The sequence below is a fragment of the Streptomyces sp. NBC_00690 genome, assembly GCF_036226685.1.
In the GTDB taxonomy this organism is placed as follows: Bacteria; Actinomycetota; Actinomycetes; order Streptomycetales; family Streptomycetaceae; genus Streptomyces.
Genome location: NZ_CP109009.1, coordinates 2429212 through 2450001, shown reverse-complemented (window position 1 = coordinate 2450001; position 20790 = coordinate 2429212). Strand labels below are relative to the sequence as shown.

The window sequence follows — 20790 nt, the reverse complement described above, 5'->3', positions numbered from 1 at the left end:
CGTTCATGACCAGGTTCCCGTCCCGGCCGTACCCCCGCCGGTCTCGGCCCGCTGTTGACCCGCCTGCTGCCACAGCGCAGGCAACGACGCCCCGGGCGGGACGGCCAGCGCGGTCCACCCGACCTCGCGCAGGGCTCGGACGCGCTGGTCGACTGCCGCCGTCACGGTTCCGCCGGTGGCCCAGTTCTCGCTGTCCAGAACGAAGGCGACGGCGGCACCGGCGCGCTGTCGCATCCGGCCCGCGAGTGCGGTCTGCTCCGTGTCGAGGTCGCCGAAGAAGGCCACCAGCAGACCTTCACTCCCGCCGCGCAACACGTCATGGGCGGCGGTGAGCCCCTCACCGTCCGACTGCTCGACGACGGCGAGCATGTCCATCATCAGGCCGGCGGACTGGGCGGACTCCTGGGCGGACGCGGTGAAGCCGTTCACCCCCTCGCCGGGTACGGACTGTCCGGTGTCCGTGAGCACCCGGACCGCGAAGCCCCGCTCAAGGATGTGCACCAAGGTGGAAGCGGCGCCGGAGACCGCCCACTCGAAGGCCGAATCGGGACCCGAGCCCTCGTAGGCGAGATTGCGGGTGTCGAGCAGGACGGTGCAACGGGCGCGCTGTGGTTGCTCTTCGCGGCGCACCATCAACTCGCCGTGGCGGGCGGTGGAGCGCCAGTGCACCCGCCTGAGGTCGTCCCCGTAGCGGTAGGTGCGGGGAATGACATCGTCGTCACCGGCGAGGGCGAGGGAGCGAAGCCTGCCGTCTCCGTGCCCCGAGGCGTCCCCCAGCAGGCGCACCGGGGGGAGCGGTTCGGTCCGCGGTATGACGGTGAGGGTGTCGAAGGCACCGAAGGACCGGGTCAGTTCGCACATTCCGAAGGGGTCGTTCAGCCGTAGTTGCAGCGGCCCGAGCGGATACCGTCCGCGCAGATCGGAGCGCACGCGGTAGGACACCTCGCGCCGCCCGCCCGCCTCCATCCGGTCCAGGACGAACCGTGGGCGGGGACCGAGGACGTAGGGCACGCGGTCCTGGAGCATGAGCAGCCCGGTGGGCAGCCGCGAGACGTTGTCCATGCGCAGGTGGACGCGTGCCTCCGCGCCCGCCGGCACCCGGGAGGGGGTCAACCGCCGACTGCCCGTGACGCGGTGGCGGGTGCGATAGAGCACGGCCACACAGACAAACGGCAGCACGGCGAGGAGCAGCCCCACCCGCAGCAGATCGCTCTGCCCCAGGACGTAGGCGCAGATGGCCGCTGCCACTCCCGCCGCGAGGAACGACCGACCGCGCGTCGTCAACCCGCTCAGCGCGGCCCGTACCCCCGAAGCGTCCGTGTCGGTGTTCGTGTCCGTCTCGGCGTCCGCCACCGTGGCGGCCTGCCCGTGGGACATCACAGGCGCCGGGGGCCGAGGTGCTGGCCGTACAACGGCTGGGGCGGTCGGCCCCCCAGGAACTGGGTCTCCGCACCCTGTGCGGTGGGCACGGGGGTGCGTTGGAGGATCTCCAGGACCACCTGCTCCGCGGTGCGCCCGTTCAGTTGGGCCTGTGCCGTCGGCAGCAGCCGGTGCGCGAGCACCTGCACCACGAGCGATTGCACATCGTCCGGCAGGGCGAAGTCACGGCCTGACAGCGCTGCGGTGGCCCTGGCGGCTCGCAGCAGGTGCAAGGTGGCACGCGGCGAGGCTCCGAGCCGAAGGTCCGGGTGGCTGCGGGTGGCACCGACCAACTCCACCGCGTAGCGACGGATGGACTCGGCGACGTGGACACTGCGCACGGCGTCGATCAGCTTGAGAATGTCGTGGGCGTGGGCCACCGGCTGGAGGTCGTCGAGGGGGGAGGCCCCGCCGTGGACGTCCAGCATCTTGAGCTCTGCTTCGGCGCTGGGGTAGCCGATGGACACACGGGCCATGAAGCGGTCGCGCTGGGCCTCGGGCAGCGGATAGGTGCCCTCCATCTCGACCGGGTTCTGGGTGGCCACCACCATGAAGGGACTGGGGAGTTCGTAGCTGTTGCCGTCCATGGTGACCTGCCGCTCCTCCATGGACTCCAGCAATGCGGACTGGGTCTTGGGGGATGCGCGGTTGATCTCGTCCCCGATGACGATCTGCGCGAAGATCGCTCCCGGTTTGAACTCGAAGTCTCTCTGCTGCTGGTCGAAGATGGACACACCCGTGATGTCGGACGGCAAGAGGTCCGGTGTGAACTGGATCCGCCGCACCGAACAGTCGATGGATCTCGCCAGCGCCTTGGCCAGCATGGTCTTGCCCACACCCGGCACGTCTTCGAGGAGCAGATGCCCCTCGGCCAGCAGCACGGTCAGCGAAAGCCGTACGACCTCTGGCTTGCCCTCGATCACACTCTCCACCGATCTGCGGACGCGATCCGCTGTGGTGGTCAGATCTGTGAGGCTCGCTCGATCGTCATAGGTGGTCACCCGGCCCTCCTCGGCACGTTCTCCGGCCGGTCCGCACGCGGTCCGGCCCACCCCAAACACGAACACCGGTCCCTGGAAGTTCCGGAGGGGGTGCTACCCCCGCATTCTTGTTGCCGTTACCGTCCCGTGTCACTCGCCTGTGGATAACTGGGAGGGATTTGCCGTGTTTGGGGTGATTGCCGGGAGCCTCTGAGGGTTACGAACTGGGGTCGATCTCCCGAAGCAGACCGTCGTGCACATCGAAAACGAAGCCGCGCACATCATCGGTGTGCAGCAGGAACGGCGATGTGCGGACCCGCTGCATCGACTGCCGTACGTCCTGCTCGACATCGCGGAACGCCTCCACCGCCCACTGCGGGCGCTGCCCGACCTCACGCTCCAACTCGTGGCGGAAGTCCTCGGTGAGCGACTCCAGACCGCAGCCGGTGTGGTGGATGAGGATGACGGTTCGGGTGCCCAGCGCCCGCTGGCTGATGGTCAGCGAACGGATCACATCATCGGTCACCACTCCTCCGGCGTTGCGGATGGTGTGGCAGTCGCCCAGTTCGAGGCCGAGTGCGGCGTGGAGGTCGAGGCGGGCGTCCATGCAGGCGACCACGGCCACTTTGAGCACGGGGCGCGCATCCATGCCCGGGTCCTCGAACCCGGCTGCGTACTGCTGGTTCGCCGCGACGAGGCCGTCGGTGACCGAGCCGGCCGCACGCGTGGGATCGGCGGGGCGGTGTGCGGAAGTCGTCATGTTGACGACGGTAATGGCCGCGGGCGTCGGTGGCTTGCTGCGAAGCGGACAAAGAACATCAACATCACTTGTTGTGAGGTAACCCACAAGAGTGGGACCGACACGCCCGTTCGAGTGAAGTCTTCCGTTCCGGCGAGCACGCCCGCCCCGCCCGCCACGCCGTCGGGCAGTTGATTGACCGCACCGTACGGTGGACTAAAGTGACGCGGAGTCCACGGACACATCCTGCACTTTCCCCATGATTTCCCCGCGTGTGCGGCGTACGCACGGCTCGGCCCCCGCTCGCCGGTCGATTGGGCCCCGCGTCGGACCTGAGAGGGCGCTTTGAGCAATACCCGCCATGTCCCGGTGATGCTCCAGCGGTGTCTGGACCTGTTGGCCCCGGCCCTGGAGCGACCAGAGGAACCCCTCAACCCGGGCGCGGCGCCCGAAGCGCCCGTCGTGGTGGACTGCACCCTCGGTCTCGGCGGTCACAGTGAAGCCCTCCTCACCCGCTTTCCCGCGGCCCGGCTCATCGGCCTCGACCGCGACAAGGAGGCACTGCGGCTCTCCGGTGAGCGCCTGGCCTCCTTCGGCGATCGCGCGACGCTGGTGCACGCGGTCTACGACGAACTGCCCGAGGTCCTCGACCGTCTCGACATCCACCGCGTCCAGGGCATCCTGTTCGACCTCGGGGTCTCGTCCATGCAACTGGACGAGGCCGATCGCGGCTTCGCCTACGCCCAGGACGCCCCGCTCGACATGCGCATGGACCAGACGACCGGCATCAGCGCCGCCGAGGTGCTCAACACCTACCCGCCCGGTGAACTGGTCCGCATCCTGCGGATGTACGGCGAGGAGAAGCAGGCCCGCCGGATTGTCTCCGCGGTCGTACGGGAGCGGGGCAAGGAGCCCTTCTCCCACAGCGCCCGTCTGGTGGAACTGATCCGTGATGCCCTGCCGCAGGCCGTCAAGCGCACCGGCGGCAACCCGGCGAAGCGCACCTTCCAGGCACTGCGCATCGAGGTGAACGGCGAGCTCAGCGTCTTGGAGCGAGCCATTCCGGCCGCGGTAGGACGCCTTGCCCTCGGCGGTCGAATTGCCGTGCTCGCCTACCAGTCGCTGGAAGACAGGCTGGTCAAGCAGGTCTTTGCGGCAGGCGCTGCGAACACCGCTCCGGCCGGACTGCCCGTGGTGCCCGAGGAGTACCAGCCACGGCTGAAGCTGCTGACCCGCGGCGCCGAACTTCCGACGGAAGAGGAAGTCGCGGAGAACCGCCGTGCAGCCCCCGCGCGTCTGAGGGGAGCACAGCGCATCCGTGAGGACGCGTCGTGAGCGACGCGCACCGGTCGCGGCGTCGACACGGGAACGCAACGCCCCCAACTCGCGGATCTGCGGTCGTGGGCACGAGCGGAAGGAACGGGAGGACTCGGTGAGCGCAGCGGCCAAGCAGCTCAAGGGACGTGCTGCCAGACTCTCCCGGCTGATGCCGGCCGGGCCGAGCAGTGCCGCCCGTACTCCCTTCGTCCTGCTGGTCGTGGTGCTGCTCGGCGGCGGTCTGATCGGGCTGCTCCTGCTGAACTCCGCGCTCAACGAAGGTTCGTTCGAGCTCAGCGAACTCAAGCGCAAGACCACGGAACTCACCGACGAGCAGCAGGCGCTCCAACGGGACGTGGACGACTTCTCGGCCCCTGACGCCCTGGAGCGGCGGGCCCGCCAGTTGGGCATGGTCCCCGGCGGCAACCCGGCCTTCATCGATCCCGACGGGACCGTCAGCGGCGAGTCCGACCGGGCGACCTCGTCACCGTCCCCCGAAGCGACCAGGTCCGCCGAATCCACTCCGGACACAGCAGCCGGTTCTTCGGCGACACCCGGACCATCGGTCGAGTCCTCGCCCGTGACACAGGAGCCGCTGGAGCCCCAGGGCTCGGTCTCCGGAGTCGCCGAGGTGAATCCAGCACCTGCCCCAGCACCTGCACCGACACTGACACCGGCTTCGCCCCCGACTCCTGCTGGTCGGATCGGCGCCGAAGCCGGTGTGCCCGCTCTCCCCGTTCCCGCCCCCGACGCCGCAGCCGTCCCGGTGGACCCTGCGGCCTCCCTCCGGGCGATCACCCTGCCCATCAAGCCCACCCCGACACCTCCCGGCAGGTGACGCAGTGCCCCCCAAGGATCCGCCGCCCCCCAGGCGCCGTGTGCCCGGGCCCGCCCAGCGCCGCCCCGCGAGCCCCGGCCGTACCGCCCGCCCGCCCCGGCCCGCCGGGCGCCCCGCACCGCGCGCACTCAAGCTCGGCAACCCCCGGCCCCGACTGCGCCTGGTGAGCTTCGGCCTCACCCTCGTGATGCTGGCCTTCGTAGTCCGGCTGCTCCAGGTCCAGGCGGTGGACGCCGATGCCTATGCGGCCAAGGCCCAGAAGCACCGTTTCATCAGCGTCGAGCTGGCCGCCGAGCGCGGTGAGATCACCGACCGGGCCGGCATCGCACTGGCCGCCAGTGTCGACGCGTACGACATCACCGCCGACCCGAAGCTGTTCACGCCGAAGGAGAGCAAGTCGCCCAACGCGCCCGAACAGGCCGCGGCGCTGCTCGCACCCATCATCGGCAAGACCCCGACCGAACTGGTCGAGAAGCTGAAGACCCCCAAGTCCCGCTACACCGTCCTGGCCCGCCGCCAGACGCCCCAGGTCTGGAACCAGATCAAGGACCTGAAGAAGGTCTACGCCGAGAAGGCCCGGGAGGACCGGGCGAGCGGCGGTCCCGGGATCAGCATCCTCGCCGGCGTCCTCCAGGAGCCCAGCACCAGGCGCGTCTACCCCAACGGTGATCTCGCGGCCGGAATACTGGGTTACGTCAATGCCGACGGGCGCGGCGGTGGCGGGATCGAGTCCATGTTGGACACGACGCTGGCCGGTAAGGACGGCGAGATCACCTACCCCCAGTCCGGTGGGCGCCGCGTCCCCACCGCCGACGGCACCCGCGAGACACCCGCGGTGCCCGGCTCTGACATCGAGCTCACCATCGACCGCGACATCCAGTGGGCCGCCCAGCGCGCGATCAGCGATCAGGTCCGCGAGTCCAAGGCCGACCGCGGTTACGTCATAGTGCAGGACACGCAGACCGGTGAGGTCCTCGCCATGGCCAATGCCCCGGGCTTCGACCCCAACGACCTCTCCCAGGCCAACACCACGGCCATGGGCAACGCGGCCCTCCAGGACGCCTACGAGCCCGGCTCCACGGCCAAGGTCATGTCGATGGCCGCCGTACTGGAGGAAGGCGTCGCCACCCCCCAGACGCATGTGACCGTCCCCAACCGCCTCCACCGCGGCGACCGACTGTTCAAGGACGACATCGACCACCCGACCTGGTACCTCACGCTCAACGGGGTGCTCGCCAAGTCCAGCAACATCGGGACCATTCTCGCCACGGGCCAACTCGGCAAGAACCAGACCGAGGCCAACCGGGTCCTCCACTCCTACCTGCGCAAGTTCGGCATGGGCAGTCCCAGCGGGCTCGAATACCCGGGTGAGACCCCCGGCATCCTCGCCCGCCCCTCGAAGTGGTCCACGTCGCAGCAGTACACGATTCCCTTCGGCCAGGGCTTCTCCATCAACGCCATGCAGGCCGCATCGGTCTACTCGACGATCGCCAACGGCGGCATGCGCATCGAGCCCACCCTGGTCCGCGGCACCAGGGGCCCCGACGGTCAGTTCAGTGCCGCCCCCGCTCCCAAGAAGACCCGCGTCGTCAGCGAACAGACCGCAACGACGCTGGCCACGATGATGGAATCCGTCGTCGGCAACGAAGAGGGCACCGGCACCAAGGCCCGTATCCCCGGCTACCGGGTCGCGGGCAAGACCGGCACCGCCAACCGCGTCGACCCGGATCTCGGCCGCTACCGCGGCTACACCGCTTCCTTCGCCGGCTTCGCACCCTCCGACAAGCCCCGCATCACCGTGTACTGCGCCATCCAGAACCCCACCGAAGGCAGCTACTTCGGCGGACAGATCTGCGGCCCGATCTATCAGAAAGTGATGCAGTTCGCGCTCAAGACCCTCAAGGTGCCGCCCACCGGCAATGAACCCACCCGGCTTCCCGTGACCTTCAAGCCCGGCGAATGACCCGAGGAACCACCAGTGACGACGACGAAGCCCGAACCCGGGAACAGCGGCCCCGGGCAGCACACCTCATTTAGCCCCCCGGCGGGGGAGCCCGGTACGCTCACCGCCGTGCCGCACCGTGATCAGTACCAAAACCCCCAGCAGGACGTCCCGGCGAAACAGCCGGGAGCACCCCGTCCGGACCGGACCCACCCCACACCGCTCGGGGAGCTGGCCGCCCGGCTCGGGGTGGCGGATCCCGCTCCCGGCGAGGCCGCCGGCGCGGAGACGATCACCTCAGCCGAGTCGGGCCCCGTACGAGTCACCGGCATCACCCACGACTCGCGCGCCGTCCGACCCGGCGACATCTACGCCGCCCTGCCCGGCGCCCGACTGCACGGCGCCGACTTCGTCGCCCAGGCCGTCGATCTGGGCGCCGCCGCGATCCTCACCGACCCGTCGGGCGCCGAGCGTGCCACCGCGACCGGGCTGCCGGTCCTGGTGACCGAGGACCCGAGGGCCCGGATGGGGGAGCTGGCCACCGAGATCTACGGACACCCCGGGGACGACCTCCTCCAGATCGGCATCACCGGGACCTCCGGCAAGACGACCTCCGCCTATCTCGTCGAGGGCGGTCTGCGCGCCGCCGGTCGTGCCACCGGTCTGATCGGCACCGTCGAGATGCGGATCGGCGACGAAGCCCTCAAGTCGGAGCGCACGACGCCCGAGGCCACCGATCTCCAGGCGCTCTTCGCCGTGATGCGCGAACGCGGGGTGGAGGCCGTCGCCATGGAGGTCTCCAGCCACGCCCTGGTGCTCGGCAGGGTCGACGGCTGCGTCTTCGACGTCGCGGTCTTCAACAACCTCAGCCCCGAGCACATGGAGTTCCACTCGGGCATGGAGGACTACTTCCAGGCCAAGGCGCAGCTCTTCACCCCCGAGCGCAGCAAGCTCGGCGTGGTCAACCTCGACGACGCCTACGGGCGCAGGCTGGTCACCGAGGCGACCGTGCCCGTCGTCACCTTCTCCGCCGAGGGACACCCGGACGCGGACTGGCACGCGGAGGACGTCGAACTGGGCGTCTTCGGCTCCGTGTTCACCGCCGTTGGACCCGAGGGCGTGCGCATCGAGGCCAGGTCCCCCCTGCCCGGCGCGTTCAACGTCGCCAACACCCTGGCCGCCATCGTGACCCTGGCCGCCGCGGGCATCGCCCCGCAGACCGCCGCCGACGGCATCGCCACGGTGCCCGGAGTACCCGGCCGACTGGAACGCATCGACGAAGGGCAGCCCTACCTCGCCGTCGTCGACTACGCCCATAAGACCGACGCCGTCGACTCGGTGCTGCGCTCCCTGCGCAAGGTCACCAAGGGCCGGCTGCACATCGTCCTCGGCTGCGGCGGCGACCGCGACACCACCAAGCGCGGCCCGATGGGCGCCGCCGCCGCCCGGCTCGCCGACACCGTCGTGCTGACGTCGGACAACCCGCGTTCGGAGGACCCCCTGGCGATCTTGGCCGCCATGCTCGCCGGAGCCGCCGAAGTGCCCGTCCACGAGCGGGGTGACGTCCTCGTCGAAGCCGACCGGGCCGCCGCCATCGCCACCGCCGTCGCCAGGACCGAACCGGGCGACACCGTACTGATCGCCGGCAAGGGCCATGAACAGGGCCAGGACGTCGCCGGGGTCGTACGCCCCTTCGACGACCGCCAGGTGCTCCGCGCTGCCATTCGCGACTCCCGTGCCACCCTTCACCACACATCCCAGGGATGACCCAGTGATCGCCCTCTCCCTCTCCGAGGTCGCCGCCATCGTCGGCGGGCAGCCCCACGACATACCGGATATGGACGTCCGGATCACCGGCCCGGTCGTCATGGACTCCCGTCAGGTGCGGCCCGGCGCCCTCTTCACCGCGTTCGCCGGCGAACGCGTCGACGGCCATGACTTCGCCGCGCGGGCCGTCGCCGACGGCGCGGTAGCCGTCCTCGCCACCCGGCCCGTCGGCGTCCCCGCCATCGTCGTGGACGACGTCACCGTGGCACTCGGGGCGCTCGCCCGGCATGTCGTCGAACGCCTCGGCGCCACCACCGTCGCCCTCACCGGCTCGGCCGGAAAGACCAGCACCAAGGACCTGATCGCCCAACTCCTGGAGCGCAAGGGGCCCACCGTCTACCCGGCGGGAAACCTCAACAACGAGATCGGTCTGCCCCTCACCGCGCTGCGCGCCGACGAGAAGACCGAACACCTCGTCCTGGAGATGGGCGCCCGCTACATCGGCGACATCCGCTACCTCACCGGTCTGGTGCCCCCGCGGATCTCCCTCGTACTGAACGTCGGCACCGCCCACATCGGCGAGTTCGGCGGCCGTGAGCAGATCGCGGAGGCGAAGGGCGAGATCGTCGAGGCCCTGCCGCCCGCCGAACAGGGCGGTGTTGCCGTCCTCAACGCCGACGACCCCCTCGTACGCGCCATGGCCTCCCGCACCACGGCCCGCGTGATCACCTTCGGCGAGTCCGAAACCGCCGATGTGCGTGCCGAGAATGTCCGGCTCACCCAGCAAGGTCAGCCCGCCTTCACGCTTCACACCCCCACCGGGTGCGGCGATGTGACTATGCGGCTGTACGGTGAGCACCACGTGTCGAACGCGCTCGCTGCCGCCGCCGTCGCCCATGAGCTGGGCCTACCCGCCGAAGAGATCGCCCTCGCGCTCTCGCAGGCCGGTACCCTCTCCCGCTGGCGCATGGAGGTCACCGAGCGTCCGGACGGCGTGACGATCGTCAACGACGCCTACAACGCGAACCCCGAGTCCATGAGGGCGGCGCTGCGCGCGCTTGCCGCCATGGGCACAGGCGCACAGGCCCGGGGGGGAAGAACGTGGGCGGTGCTCGGCCTGATGGCCGAGCTCGGTGACGAAGCGCTCGCCGAGCACGACGCGGTCGGACGGCTCGCCGTCCGACTCAACGTCAGCAAGCTCGTCGCGGTCGGGGGCAGGGAAGCGTCCTGGCTGCAACTGGGCGCATATAACGAGGGTTCGTGGGGTGAGGAGTCGGTGCACGTGTCCGACGCGCAGGCGGCGGTCGACCTGTTGCGCAGTGAGTTGCGCCCGGGTGACGTCGTGCTGGTGAAGGCGTCCAGATCGGTCGGCCTTGAGCGGGTGGCCCAGGCATTGCTCGACAGCGCGGCAATGCCCACGGATGGGCAGGGTGCCGGTCGATGAGGCAGATCCTCTTCGCGGGGGCCATCGGGCTCTTCCTGACCCTCATCGGCACCCCGCTGCTGATCAAGCTGCTGGCCCGCAAGGGCTACGGCCAGTTCATTCGGGATGACGGCCCGCGCAGCCACGGCAGCAAGAAGGGGACGCCCACCATGGGCGGCATCTCCTTCATCATGGCCACCCTGATCGCGTACGCACTCGCCAAGGTGATCACCGGGGAGCGGCCGACGATCTCCGGCATCCTGGTGCTGTTCCTGATGGCGGGCATGGGAGTCGTCGGTTTCCTCGACGACTACATCAAAATCGTCAAGCAGCGCTCGCTCGGCCTTCGGGCCAAGGCGAAGATGGCCGGCCAGTTGATCGTCGGCATCGCGTTCGCGGTGCTCTCGCTCCAGTTCGCCGACAAGCGCGATCTGACCCCGGCCTCGACCAAACTGTCGTTCATCAATGACTTCGGCTGGTCGATCGGGCCGGTGCTGTTCGTCATCTGGGCCCTGTTCATGATTCTCGCCATGTCCAACGGCGTGAATCTGACGGACGGTCTGGACGGCCTGGCCACCGGCGCATCGGTGATGGTCTTCGGCGCCTACACCTTCATCGGCCTCTGGCAGTTCCAGGAGTCCTGTGCGAACGCGGTCTCGCTGACCAACCCGGCCGCCTGTTTCGAGGTGCGTGATCCGCTCGACCTCGCCGTCGTCGCCTCCGCTTTGATGGGCGCCTGCTTCGGCTTCCTGTGGTGGAACACCTCACCCGCCAAGATCTTCATGGGGGACACCGGTTCACTGGCGCTCGGCGGCGCGCTCGCTGGTCTGGCGATCTGCTCCCGCACCGAACTGCTGCTCGCTCTCCTCGGCGGACTCTTCGTCCTGATCACCATGTCCGTGGTCATCCAGGTCGGTTCCTTCCGGATGACGGGCAAGCGAGTCTTCCGAATGGCCCCGCTCCAGCACCACTTCGAACTCAAGGGGTGGTCCGAAGTCCTTGTCGTGGTCAGGTTCTGGATCATCCAGGGCATGTGCGTGATCGTGGGTCTGGGGCTCTTCTACGCGGGCTGGGCGGCCGACAAGTGAGTACGGGGGCGCAGTGGCAGGGCCGGCTGGTCACCGTCGCCGGCCTCGGGGTGTCGGGCATCCCGGCGGCCAAGGTCCTGTCCGGCCTCGGAGCCGTCGTCACGGTCGTCAACGACGGCGACGACGAGCGCTCCCGGGCCCAGGCGGCCGACCTGCTGCGGTGGGCTGCCGAACACGAAGCGGCGGTTGAGGAGCCCCGCGGGTCGATCACCGTACGCCTCGGCGACGGCGCCACCCTGCCCGAAGGCACTGAACTCGTCGTCACCGCCCCCGGCTGGCAGCCCGACAAGCCCCTGTTCCGGGCCGCCGCCGAGGCGGGCGTGGAGATCTGGGGCGATGTGGAACTCGCCTGGCGGCTGCGCGGCCTCGACGGCCGCAAGGTCGCGCCCTGGCTCGCCGTCACCGGCACCAACGGCAAGACGACCACCGTACGGATGCTCGCGGCCATCCTCGAAGCCGCCGGCCTGCGCACGGCGGCCGTCGGCAACATCGGGGTCTCCCTGCTCGATGCCGTCCTCGGCAACGAAGCAGCCGAAGGCGGCAGCGAACACGGTGAGTACGATGTGCTCGCCGTCGAACTCTCCAGCTACCAACTGCACTGGGCACCCTCCGTACGGGCGCACTCCGCCGTCGTGCTCAACCTGGCCCCCGACCACATCGACTGGCACGGTTCGATGGCCGCGTACGCCGCCGACAAGGGACGCGTCTACGAGGGCAACACCGTTGCCTGCGTCTACAACGCGGCGGACACCGCGACCGAGGACCTCGTCCGCGGCGCCGATGTCGAAGAGGGCTGTCGGGCGATCGGTTTCACGCTCGGCACCCCGGGCCCCTCACAACTCGGTGTGGTCGACGGCATCCTGGTCGACCGGGCCTTCGTGGAGAACCGGCAACAGCAGGCGCAGGAACTCGCCGAAGTGGCCGACGTCAACCCACCGGCGCCGCACAACATCGCCAACGCCCTCGCGGCGGCGGCGCTAGCGCGGGCCTACGGCGTTCCCGCGGCGGCCGTACGGGACGGACTGCGGGCCTTCCGCCCCGACCCGCACCGCATCGAGAAGGTCGCGGACGTCGCCGAGGTCGCCTACATTGACGACTCCAAGGCGACCAACACCCATGCTGCCGAGGCGTCCTTGGCCGCCTACGACCCCATCGTGTGGATCGCGGGCGGATTGGCCAAGGGGGCGACCTTCGACGAACTGGTCGCCGCTTCGGCCGCTCGGCTGCGCGGAGCCGTACTGATGGGGGCTGATCGTGCGCTCATCCTCGAAGCCCTGCGGCGACACGCCCCCGACGTCCCGGTCGTCACCCTCGACCGGACCGACACTGGGGCGATGGCGGCGGCGGTCCAGGAAGCCGCACGGCTCGCCCGGCCGGGGGACACCGTCCTCCTGGCCCCGGCCTGCGCTTCCATGGACATGTTCGTCAACTACAACAAGCGGGGCGAGGCGTTCGCGGACGCGGTTCGCGCACTCGCCGCACAGCGCGCCTGACCGGCCCGACCTCCGCGCCGCGGACATCGGGGACCGCCCCGGTGGCCGCGGCGCGCCGGGCACGACTGGAGGGGACGGCGTCCATGCCGGCTGACGACATCGAACCCGCCGCGGCACACGCCGCTCGGCGGCCATCCCCACGGGTGGCCGACGACACTGGCGCGCCGCATGGTCCGCACGGGCGCGTCCCGGAGAAACCCCCCTTCCGTCCGTCGGCGACGCGTGCACGCGCCTCCCGTCAACCCGGCGCCATCGGCGACCGACTCGCCGAGACCGCCCGGGCCCTGCTGCCGACCCCTGCATTCGCCGGGCTGCCGCAGGAGCGCGGCGTCTTTCCCGGTCGCGTCCTACGCAGCGGGACCGCACCTGCACGAGGCCCCGTGGCCCGCGGTCGGACCGGCACCCCCGGCTCCTCCCGACCGCCCCGGGGCAGGGGCCTGCGAAGGCTCTACGAGCGTGCCCGCCGGGCCTGGGACCGCCCGCTCACCGCCTACTACCTGATCCTCGGCAGCGGCCTGCTGATCACCGTGCTGGGCCTGGTGATGGTCTACTCCGCCTCGATGATCACGGCGCTGGAGTACGACCTCCCCGCCTCCTACTTCTTCCGCAAGCAGTTCCTCGCCGCGGCCATCGGCACCGGACTCCTGCTCTTCGCGTCCCGCATGCCCTCCCGGCTGCACCGGGCACTCGCGTACCCGCTGCTCGTCGGCGCGGTCTTCCTGATGGTCCTGGTGCAGATCCCGGGGATAGGGCAGTCGGTCAAGGGCAACCAGAACTGGCTCTCCATCGGCGGCCCCTTCCAGCTCCAACCCAGCGAGTTCGGCAAGCTCGCCCTCATCCTCTGGGGAGCCGATCTCCTCGCCCGCAAGCACGACAAGCGGCTGCTGACCCAGTGGAAGCACATGCTGGTCCCGCTGGTCCCGGTCGCCTTTATGCTGCTCGGGCTGATCATGCTCGGCGGGGACATGGGCACCTCGATCATCCTCACCGCGATCCTCTTCGGCCTGCTCTGGATGGCTGGCGCCCCCACCCGGCTGTTCGCGGGCGTCCTCGGTTTCGCCGCCCTGGTCGGGTTCGTATTCATCAGGACGAGCGAGAACCGCATGGCCAGGCTGGAGTGCATCGGCGCCATCGACCTCGGACCCAAGGGCGAATGCTGGCAGGCGGTCCATGGAATCTACGCCCTGGCGTCCGGCGGCTGGTTCGGTTCCGGCCTGGGCGCAAGCTTGGAGAAATGGGGGCAACTCCCCGAAGCCCACACCGATTTCATCTTCGCCATCGTCGGGGAGGAACTGGGCCTGGCGGGGACGCTGTCCGTGCTCGCCCTGTTCGCGGCTCTAGGCTATGCGGGTATCCGCGTGGCCGGACGCACGGAGGACCCCTTCGTGAGGTACGCGGCGGGAGGCGTGACCACCTGGATCATGGCGCAGGCCGTGGTCAACATCGGTGCAGTGCTCGGACTGCTGCCGATCGCGGGTGTCCCGCTGCCGCTGTTCTCCTACGGAGGGTCAGCCCTGCTGCCGTCCATGTTCGCTATCGGGCTGCTGATCGCCTTCGCGCGTGAAGACCCGGCCGCGAAAGCGGCCCTGGCCGTGCGGAGGCCAGGGGTGAGATGGAAGACGATGAGACGGCGCATCACCAAGCGTCCGTCCGGAGAGCGGTGAAATTCGGTGCATGTCGTACTCGCCGGCGGCGGAACCGCCGGCCACATCGAGCCCGCGCTCGCGCTCGCGGACGCCCTGCGGAGGCAGGATCCATCCGTGGGCATCACGGCCCTCGGCACGGAGCGCGGATTGGAGACCAGGCTCGTCCCCGAGCGCGGCTACGAACTGGCGCTCATTCCCGCCGTACCGCTCCCGCGGAAGCCCACCCCGGAACTGATCACGGTCCCCGGTCGACTCCGCGGCACCATCAAGGCCGCCGAGCAGATCCTGGAGCGCACCAAGGCGGACTGCGTCGTCGGATTCGGCGGATACGTGGCGCTGCCCGGCTACCTCGCGGCCAAGCGCCGGGGCGTGCCGATCGTCGTCCACGAGGCCAACGCCCGCCCCGGGCTCGCCAACAAGATCGGCTCCCGGTACGCCGCCGGGGTGGCCGTCGCCACGCCCGACAGCAAACTGCGCAACGCCCGCTACATCGGCATTCCGCTGCGGTACTCGATCGCCACGCTCGACCGGGCGCGGGTCCGCCCCGAGGCGCGCGCCGCTTTCGGACTCGACCCCAACCTGCCCACCCTGTTGGTCTCGGGAGGTTCCCAGGGCGCCCGACGGCTCAATGAGGTCGTCCAGCAGGCCGCGCCGATCCTCCAGCGCTCGGGAATCCAGATCCTCCACGCGGTCGGTCCGAAGAACGAACTGCCGCACGTGGACAACATGCCCGGAATGCCGCCCTACATCCCGGTACCGTACGTGGACCGGATGGACCTCGCGTACGCGGCGGCCGACATGATGCTCTGCCGTGCGGGCGCGATGACCGTCGCCGAACTCTCCGCCGTCGGGCTTCCCGCCGCCTATGTCCCGTTGCCGATCGGCAACGGCGAACAGCGGCTCAACGCCCAGCCGGTGGTCAAGGCGGGCGGTGGACTGCTCGTCGACGACGCCGAACTGACCCCCCAATGGGTCCAGGGCAACGTCCTGCCGGTACTGGCCGATCCGCATCGGCTGTACGAGATGTCCCGCGCGGCTGCCGAGTTCGGCCGCAGGGACGCCGACGAACTGTTGGTCGGCATGGTGTACGAGGCGATCGCGGCACGTCGATAGGCGTGGACCGCGTGGCCCGGGGGAAACGCCCCGGGCCCCAGCCGGAAGGAGACCCGGAGCGTGGTCGGACCCACCACCACGGAGCGCGGTTCGCGCGATCCGTCCCCGTCGTCGCAGCGCCCGACCGGGCGGCCGTCGTCGGGCCCCCCGGACACCGCCCCCCGCCTTCGCCGGCTGCTGCCCCCCCGCACCCTGGTGCTCGCCCTGCTGGCCGTCGCACTGCTCGCAGGTGGGATCTGGGTGTTGTACGGGTCCGATTGGCTGCGCGTGGAACGCGTAAAGGTCTCGGGCACCGAAGTGCTGACGACGAAACAGGTGATTTCGGCGGCGGGTGTTCCGATGGGAGCACCACTCGTCTCCGTCGACACAGACGGTATTGAGTCAAGATTGCGCGAGCGGCTACCTCGGATCGATGAGGTGGAAGTCTCCCGGTCCTGGCCGCACGGCGTTACTCTCACGGTTACCGAGCGCACACCTGTACTGCTCCTCACCAAGGGTGTCCGGTTCGTCGAAGTGGATGCGGGAGGAGTCCGGTTCGCCACTGTCGACAAGGCACCGGCTTCGGTCCCCCTCTTGAAGTTGTCCACGGTGCAGGCGCCGAGCCTGCGACGCTTCCCCGTGGACCGGTTGATCGGGGAGGCCGTGGGTGTCACAAGTCAACTCCCGGTAAAGGTCAGTAAGAACGTACGCAGTCTTGTAGTCCGTTCATATGACGACATGTCCCTTGAGTTGACGGACGGTCGCACCGTGGCGTGGGGGAGTCCTGAGGAGGGTGAGTCGAAAGCCCGTGCCCTGACCGCGCTACTGAAGGCGGACCCTGGGGCGCGGCACTTCGACGTGAGCTCGCCCATCGCTCCGGCTTCATCGGGGAGTTGACGCACAAATGACCCCCTGAGCACCCTGGCTGGTCACCGCGACGGCTGATCACATAGGGTGAAAAGAAAAACGGGAGGTTCGGCGTGTTCATTGAACGTGCGCCGCTTGTCGACTTAGTGTCCTGTTCGGAAGAGTCCAACGAACAGTCACACTGGTAACCCTAAACTTCAACGTTAGGGTTTGGGTCGGCGATTCGGACCGTCCCATCGGCATCCGTCGTCGCAACGCGCACAGAGCGTGGTGGCGACACGTAATCGAGGCGAGAGGCCTTCGACGTGGCAGCACCGCAGAACTACCTCGCAGTCATCAAGGTCATCGGTGTCGGCGGCGGTGGTGTCAATGCCATCAACCGAATGATCGAGGTCGGCCTCAAGGGCGTTGAGTTCATCGCTATCAACACCGACGCACAGGCGCTGTTGATGAGCGACGCCGACGTCAAGCTTGACGTCGGTCGCGAACTCACCCGGGGCCTTGGCGCCGGCGCCAATCCGGCCGTCGGTCGCAAGGCGGCAGAGGACCACCGCGAAGAGATCGAAGAGGTCCTCAAGGGGGCCGACATGGTCTTCGTCACCGCGGGAGAGGGCGGCGGCACCGGCACCGGTGGCGCGCCCGTCGTGGCCAACATCGCCCGCTCCCTGGGTGCCCTCACCATCGGCGTGGTCACCCGGCCCTTCACCTTCGAGGGTCGGCGCAGGGCCAATCAGGCGGAGGACGGTATCGCCGAACTCCGCGAAGAGGTCGACACCCTCATCGTCATCCCGAACGATCGACTGCTGTCCATCTCGGACCGTCAGGTGAGTGTTCTGGACGCCTTCAAGTCGGCGGACCAGGTACTGCTCTCCGGCGTTCAGGGCATCACGGACCTCATCACCACCCCGGGCCTGATCAACCTCGACTTCGCTGACGTCAAGTCCGTGATGTCCGAGGCCGGATCGGCGCTGATGGGCATCGGCTCGGCCCGCGGCGACGACCGCGCGGTGGCCGCCGCCGAGATGGCGATCTCCTCGCCGCTCCTCGAAGCGTCCATCGACGGCGCCCGTGGCGTGCTGCTCTCCATCTCGGGCGGTTCGGACCTCGGTCTCTTCGAGATCAACGAGGCCGCGCAGCTCGTGAGCGAAGCCGCCCACCCCGAGGCCAACATCATCTTCGGAGCGGTCATCGACGACGCCCTCGGGGACGAGGTCCGCGTCACGGTCATCGCCGCCGGGTTCGATGGCGGTCAGCCGCCGAGCCCGAACGCCCGGGTCAAGGTCGTCGGGGGGTCCACCCAGGGCTCCAAGGCCGCCGACAGTCACTCGGTGGTGCCCCGGCCGGGCGGCCAGGACGACTCCCACCGGGTGTCGGAACTGGGCAACGTACCGGCGAGGAAGCCCGCCCCCGAGCCGGCTCCCGTGCCCGACGACGACCGGACCTGGTTGCCGCCCATGACTTCGGCGCATTCCTACGGGGACTCACCCGCCCCCGAGGAGTTGGACGTGCCGGACTTTTTGAAGGGGCCGTGAAGCACCACGCGATAGACGCGAGCGGCGCGCACTTCGCCTTCACTGACAAGTGGGGTGGGGTGAGCGCCGCTCCGTACGAACAGCTCAACCTCGGCGGCGCGGTCGGCGACGACCCCGCCGCCGTTCTGGCCAACCGGGCCATTGCGGCGAGGGGTCTGGGCCTCGACCCCGATCGGGTCGTCTGGATGAACCAGGTGCACGGCAAGGACGTTGCGCTGGTCGAAGGACCGTGGGGAGATGCCCCGGTGCCCGAGGTCGATGCCCTGGTGACGGACCGTCGTGGGCTCGCCCTCGCAGTGCTCACGGCCGACTGCACTCCCGTGCTGTTGGCCGATCCGGTCGCCGGGGTGGTGGCCGCGGCGCACGCCGGTCGTCCCGGAATGGTGGCCGGCATCGTGCCCGAGACCGTCAAAGCGATGATGACCCTGGGCGCCGAGCCCGAGCGGATCGTCGCCCGTACAGGACCCGCCGTCTGCGGACGGTGCTACGAGGTTCCGCAGGAGATGCGGGCCGACGTCGCTGCGATCGAGCCCGAAGCCTGGTCCGAGACCAGTTGGGGTACCCCGGCCGTCGATGTGAGCGCCGCAGTCCACGCCCAGCTCCGGGCGCTCGGCGTGCAGGACCTCCGCTCGTCCGAGGTCTGCACATGGGAATCGCCCGACCACTACTCGTACCGCCGTGACCGGACCACCGGACGGTTGGCCGGATATATCTGGCTGACACCGCTCCCCGTGGGGACGGACTCCGACTCCCCCGCAGGAGAGACCGCAGCATGACGGACCGTCGAAACGAACTCGCCGGCAATCTGGCCCGTGTGGAGGAACGTATCGCCTCTGCTTGTGCCGCCGAGGGACGCACGCGGGAGGAGGTGACCCTCATCGTGGTCACCAAGACCTACCCGGCCAGTGACGTACGCCTCCTTCATGAACTCGGCGTGCGACACGTGGCCGAGAATCGCGATCAGGACGCCGCACCCAAGGCTATGGCTTGTGCCGATTTGAACCTCACATGGCACTTTGTCGGCCAATTGCAGACCAATAAGGTTCGTTCGGTCGTTCGTTACGCGGATGTGGTGCAATCAGTGGACCGCGTCAAGCTGGTCACTGCTCTCTCGTCCGCGGCGGTCCGCGACGGACGGGAGATCGGCTGCCTCATCCAGGTCGCCCTGGACGCCCAGGAGGGCGGGCGGGGTGATCGAGGAGGTGTCGCTCCGGACGGAATCGAAGAACTGGCCGCCACAGTTGACGGTGCGCCAGGGTTGCGACTCGACGGACTGATGACCGTGGCGCCGCTGACCGGGCCCTATGCGGAGCGGCAACGCCTCGCATTCGAGAGGCTGGTGGAATTCTCATCCAGCCTGCGCGTCGCCCATCCGGCTGCGAACATGGTGTCAGCAGGGATGAGCTCGGACCTCGAAGAGGCAGTGGCGGCCGGAGCGACACATGTGCGCGTCGGCACCGCGGTACTCGGAGTCCGTCCTCGGCTCGGGTAACGTCGCCAAGCAAGTCGGACCACAGCAGACAATATGGTCATTCCCGCAGTAAGACGGGCAGACCCAGTGGATCGCGGGCACTTGGTGACACTGCGACATTCGTGACTAGGGCGATCCACCACAGAGCGGAGGACTCAGAGAATGGCCGGCGCGATGCGCAAGATGGCGGTCTACCTCGGCCTCGTGGAGGACGATGGATACGACGGCAGGGGTTTTGATCCCGACGACGACTTCGAACCCGAGCCGGAGCCCGAGCGGGAGCACCGGCGGCATCAGCCCGCGCACCCCGTCGAGCGCGAAGAACCGGTCCGAGCCGTGCAGCCTCCGGCGCCCCGTGAGCCACTGTCACGTCCCGCTCAGCTATCAGCAGAAAGCGGACGTCCGGCGCGAATTGCCCCCGTGGCGTCTATCACACCTGAACGTCCGAGCCTGGAGAAGAACGCACCGGTGATCATGCCCAAGGTTGTGTCCGAGCGGGAGCCGTACCGCATCACCACGTTGCACCCGCGGACCTACAACGAGGCCCGTACCATCGGGGAACACTTCCGAGAGGGCACTCCGGTGATCATGAATCTCACCGAGATGGACGACACCGATGCAAAGCGACTTGTCGACTTTGCCGCGGGACTTGTCTTCGGTTTGCATGGCAGCATTGAGCGGGTGACGCAGAAGGTGTTCCTGTTGTCTCCTGCTAACGTCGATGTCACGGCGGAGGACAAGGCCCGTATCGCAGAGGGCGGATTCTTCAACCAGAGCTGAGAAGCGCAACACCGGGACCGGTCGCGAAGCGGCCGGAGTCAGAGCACAGGGGAGAGGGAAGCGCGGGATGGGCGTCGCACTACAGGTGGTCTACATCGCGCTGATGTGCTTCCTCATCGTGCTGATCTTCCGGCTTGTCATGGACTATGTCTTTCAGTTCGCCCGTTCATGGCAACCCGGCAAGGTGATGGTGGTCGTCCTTGAGGCGACCTACACTGTCACCGATCCACCGCTCAAGCTCCTTCGGCGGTTCATTCCGCCGTTGCGTCTCGGGGGCGTGGCACTCGACCTGTCCTTCTTCGTTCTGATGATCATCGTCTGGATCCTGATCTCCCTCGTGAGTGGCTTGGCGAGGTGATCAAGTAACTGTGGACGATACGGTCTTGCCGACTGCCG

18 protein-coding genes are annotated in these 20790 nt (G+C 68.8%); 15 read left to right on the top strand and 3 right to left on the bottom strand.

The annotated features are described in order from the left end of the window. Positions 1–3: 3 nt before the first annotated feature. The 3 genes from OID54_RS10820 to OID54_RS10810 form a co-directional block, all read right to left on the bottom strand. Entirely contained in the window at positions 4–1377 is a 1374-nt protein-coding gene (locus OID54_RS10820) for a DUF58 domain-containing protein (RefSeq protein ID WP_329017456.1), read from the bottom strand. Next, the gene (locus OID54_RS10815; protein WP_329017454.1) at positions 1377–2420 is read right to left on the bottom strand and encodes an AAA family ATPase; all 1044 of its coding nucleotides are present in this window, start codon (positions 2418–2420) and stop codon (positions 1377–1379) included. The genes OID54_RS10820 and OID54_RS10815 overlap by 1 nt, the downstream gene beginning before the upstream one ends. Before the next feature lie 196 nt (positions 2421–2616). Next, the gene (locus OID54_RS10810) at positions 2617–3159 is read right to left on the bottom strand and encodes a beta-class carbonic anhydrase (protein WP_329017451.1); all 543 of its coding nucleotides are present in this window, start codon (positions 3157–3159) and stop codon (positions 2617–2619) included. Positions 3160–3483: 324 nt separating this feature from the next. On the opposite strand from OID54_RS10810, the gene rsmH reads away from it, so the two are divergent. The 15 genes from rsmH to OID54_RS10735 all read left to right on the top strand — a co-directional run bounded on the left by rsmH (position 3484) and on the right by OID54_RS10735 (position 20752). Continuing rightward, the gene (gene rsmH / locus OID54_RS10805; protein ID WP_329017448.1) at positions 3484–4473 is read left to right on the top strand and encodes a 16S rRNA (cytosine(1402)-N(4))-methyltransferase RsmH; all 990 of its coding nucleotides are present in this window, start codon (positions 3484–3486) and stop codon (positions 4471–4473) included. Between the two features lie 97 nt (positions 4474–4570). After that, positions 4571–5293 (top strand): FtsB family cell division protein, encoded by a 723-nt coding sequence (locus OID54_RS10800; protein ID WP_443055764.1) that lies wholly within the window; start codon positions 4571–4573, stop codon positions 5291–5293. Positions 5294–5297: 4 nt separating this feature from the next. Further along, positions 5298–7256 (top strand): peptidoglycan D,D-transpeptidase FtsI family protein, encoded by a 1959-nt coding sequence (locus OID54_RS10795; protein WP_329017445.1) that lies wholly within the window; start codon positions 5298–5300, stop codon positions 7254–7256. Positions 7257–7271: 15 nt separating this feature from the next. Beyond that, complete coding sequence (locus OID54_RS10790; RefSeq protein ID WP_443055560.1) at positions 7272–9002, top strand: UDP-N-acetylmuramoyl-L-alanyl-D-glutamate--2,6-diaminopimelate ligase; 1731 nt, start codon at positions 7272–7274, stop codon at positions 9000–9002. Between the two features lie 4 nt (positions 9003–9006). Continuing rightward, entirely contained in the window at positions 9007–10446 is a 1440-nt protein-coding gene (locus tag OID54_RS10785) for a UDP-N-acetylmuramoyl-tripeptide--D-alanyl-D-alanine ligase (RefSeq protein ID WP_329017442.1), read from the top strand. Further along, positions 10443–11513 carry a phospho-N-acetylmuramoyl-pentapeptide-transferase gene (mraY, locus tag OID54_RS10780; protein WP_329017440.1) on the top strand — a complete coding sequence of 357 codons (1071 nt, stop codon included), beginning with the start codon at positions 10443–10445 and terminating at the stop codon, positions 11511–11513. The genes OID54_RS10785 and mraY overlap by 4 nt, the downstream gene beginning before the upstream one ends. After that, on the top strand, positions 11510–13006 hold the full coding sequence (gene murD, locus OID54_RS10775; RefSeq protein ID WP_329017437.1) for a UDP-N-acetylmuramoyl-L-alanine--D-glutamate ligase: 1497 nt from the start codon (positions 11510–11512) through the stop codon (positions 13004–13006). Before mraY ends, murD begins: the two co-directional genes overlap by 4 nt. Positions 13007–13089: 83 nt before the next feature. Then, a complete protein-coding gene (ftsW, locus tag OID54_RS10770) occupies positions 13090–14670 on the top strand; it encodes a putative lipid II flippase FtsW (protein ID WP_329017435.1) in 1581 nt (526 codons plus the stop codon). Positions 14671–14676: 6 nt separating this feature from the next. Then, a complete protein-coding gene (gene murG / locus OID54_RS10765) occupies positions 14677–15765 on the top strand; it encodes an undecaprenyldiphospho-muramoylpentapeptide beta-N-acetylglucosaminyltransferase (protein WP_329017433.1) in 1089 nt (362 codons plus the stop codon). 60 nt (positions 15766–15825) lie between these two features. Next, positions 15826–16641 carry a cell division protein FtsQ/DivIB gene (locus OID54_RS10760; RefSeq protein ID WP_329017428.1) on the top strand — a complete coding sequence of 272 codons (816 nt, stop codon included), beginning with the start codon at positions 15826–15828 and terminating at the stop codon, positions 16639–16641. A 275-nt stretch (positions 16642–16916) separates the two neighbouring features. Beyond that, positions 16917–18143 carry a cell division protein FtsZ gene (gene ftsZ / locus OID54_RS10755; RefSeq protein ID WP_329017425.1) on the top strand — a complete coding sequence of 409 codons (1227 nt, stop codon included), beginning with the start codon at positions 16917–16919 and terminating at the stop codon, positions 18141–18143. After that, complete coding sequence (gene pgeF, locus OID54_RS10750) at positions 18140–18919, top strand: peptidoglycan editing factor PgeF (protein ID WP_329017422.1); 780 nt, start codon at positions 18140–18142, stop codon at positions 18917–18919. Before ftsZ ends, pgeF begins: the two co-directional genes overlap by 4 nt. Beyond that, positions 18916–19635, top strand: a complete 720-nt coding sequence (locus OID54_RS10745; protein WP_329017419.1) for a YggS family pyridoxal phosphate-dependent enzyme — start codon at positions 18916–18918, stop codon at positions 19633–19635. Before pgeF ends, OID54_RS10745 begins: the two co-directional genes overlap by 4 nt. A 141-nt stretch (positions 19636–19776) precedes the next feature. Continuing rightward, entirely contained in the window at positions 19777–20394 is a 618-nt protein-coding gene (locus tag OID54_RS10740; protein ID WP_329017415.1) for a cell division protein SepF, read from the top strand. A 67-nt stretch (positions 20395–20461) separates the two neighbouring features. Next, positions 20462–20752, top strand: a complete 291-nt coding sequence (locus tag OID54_RS10735; protein ID WP_329017413.1) for a YggT family protein — start codon at positions 20462–20464, stop codon at positions 20750–20752. The last annotated feature ends 38 nt before the right edge of the window (positions 20753–20790 follow it).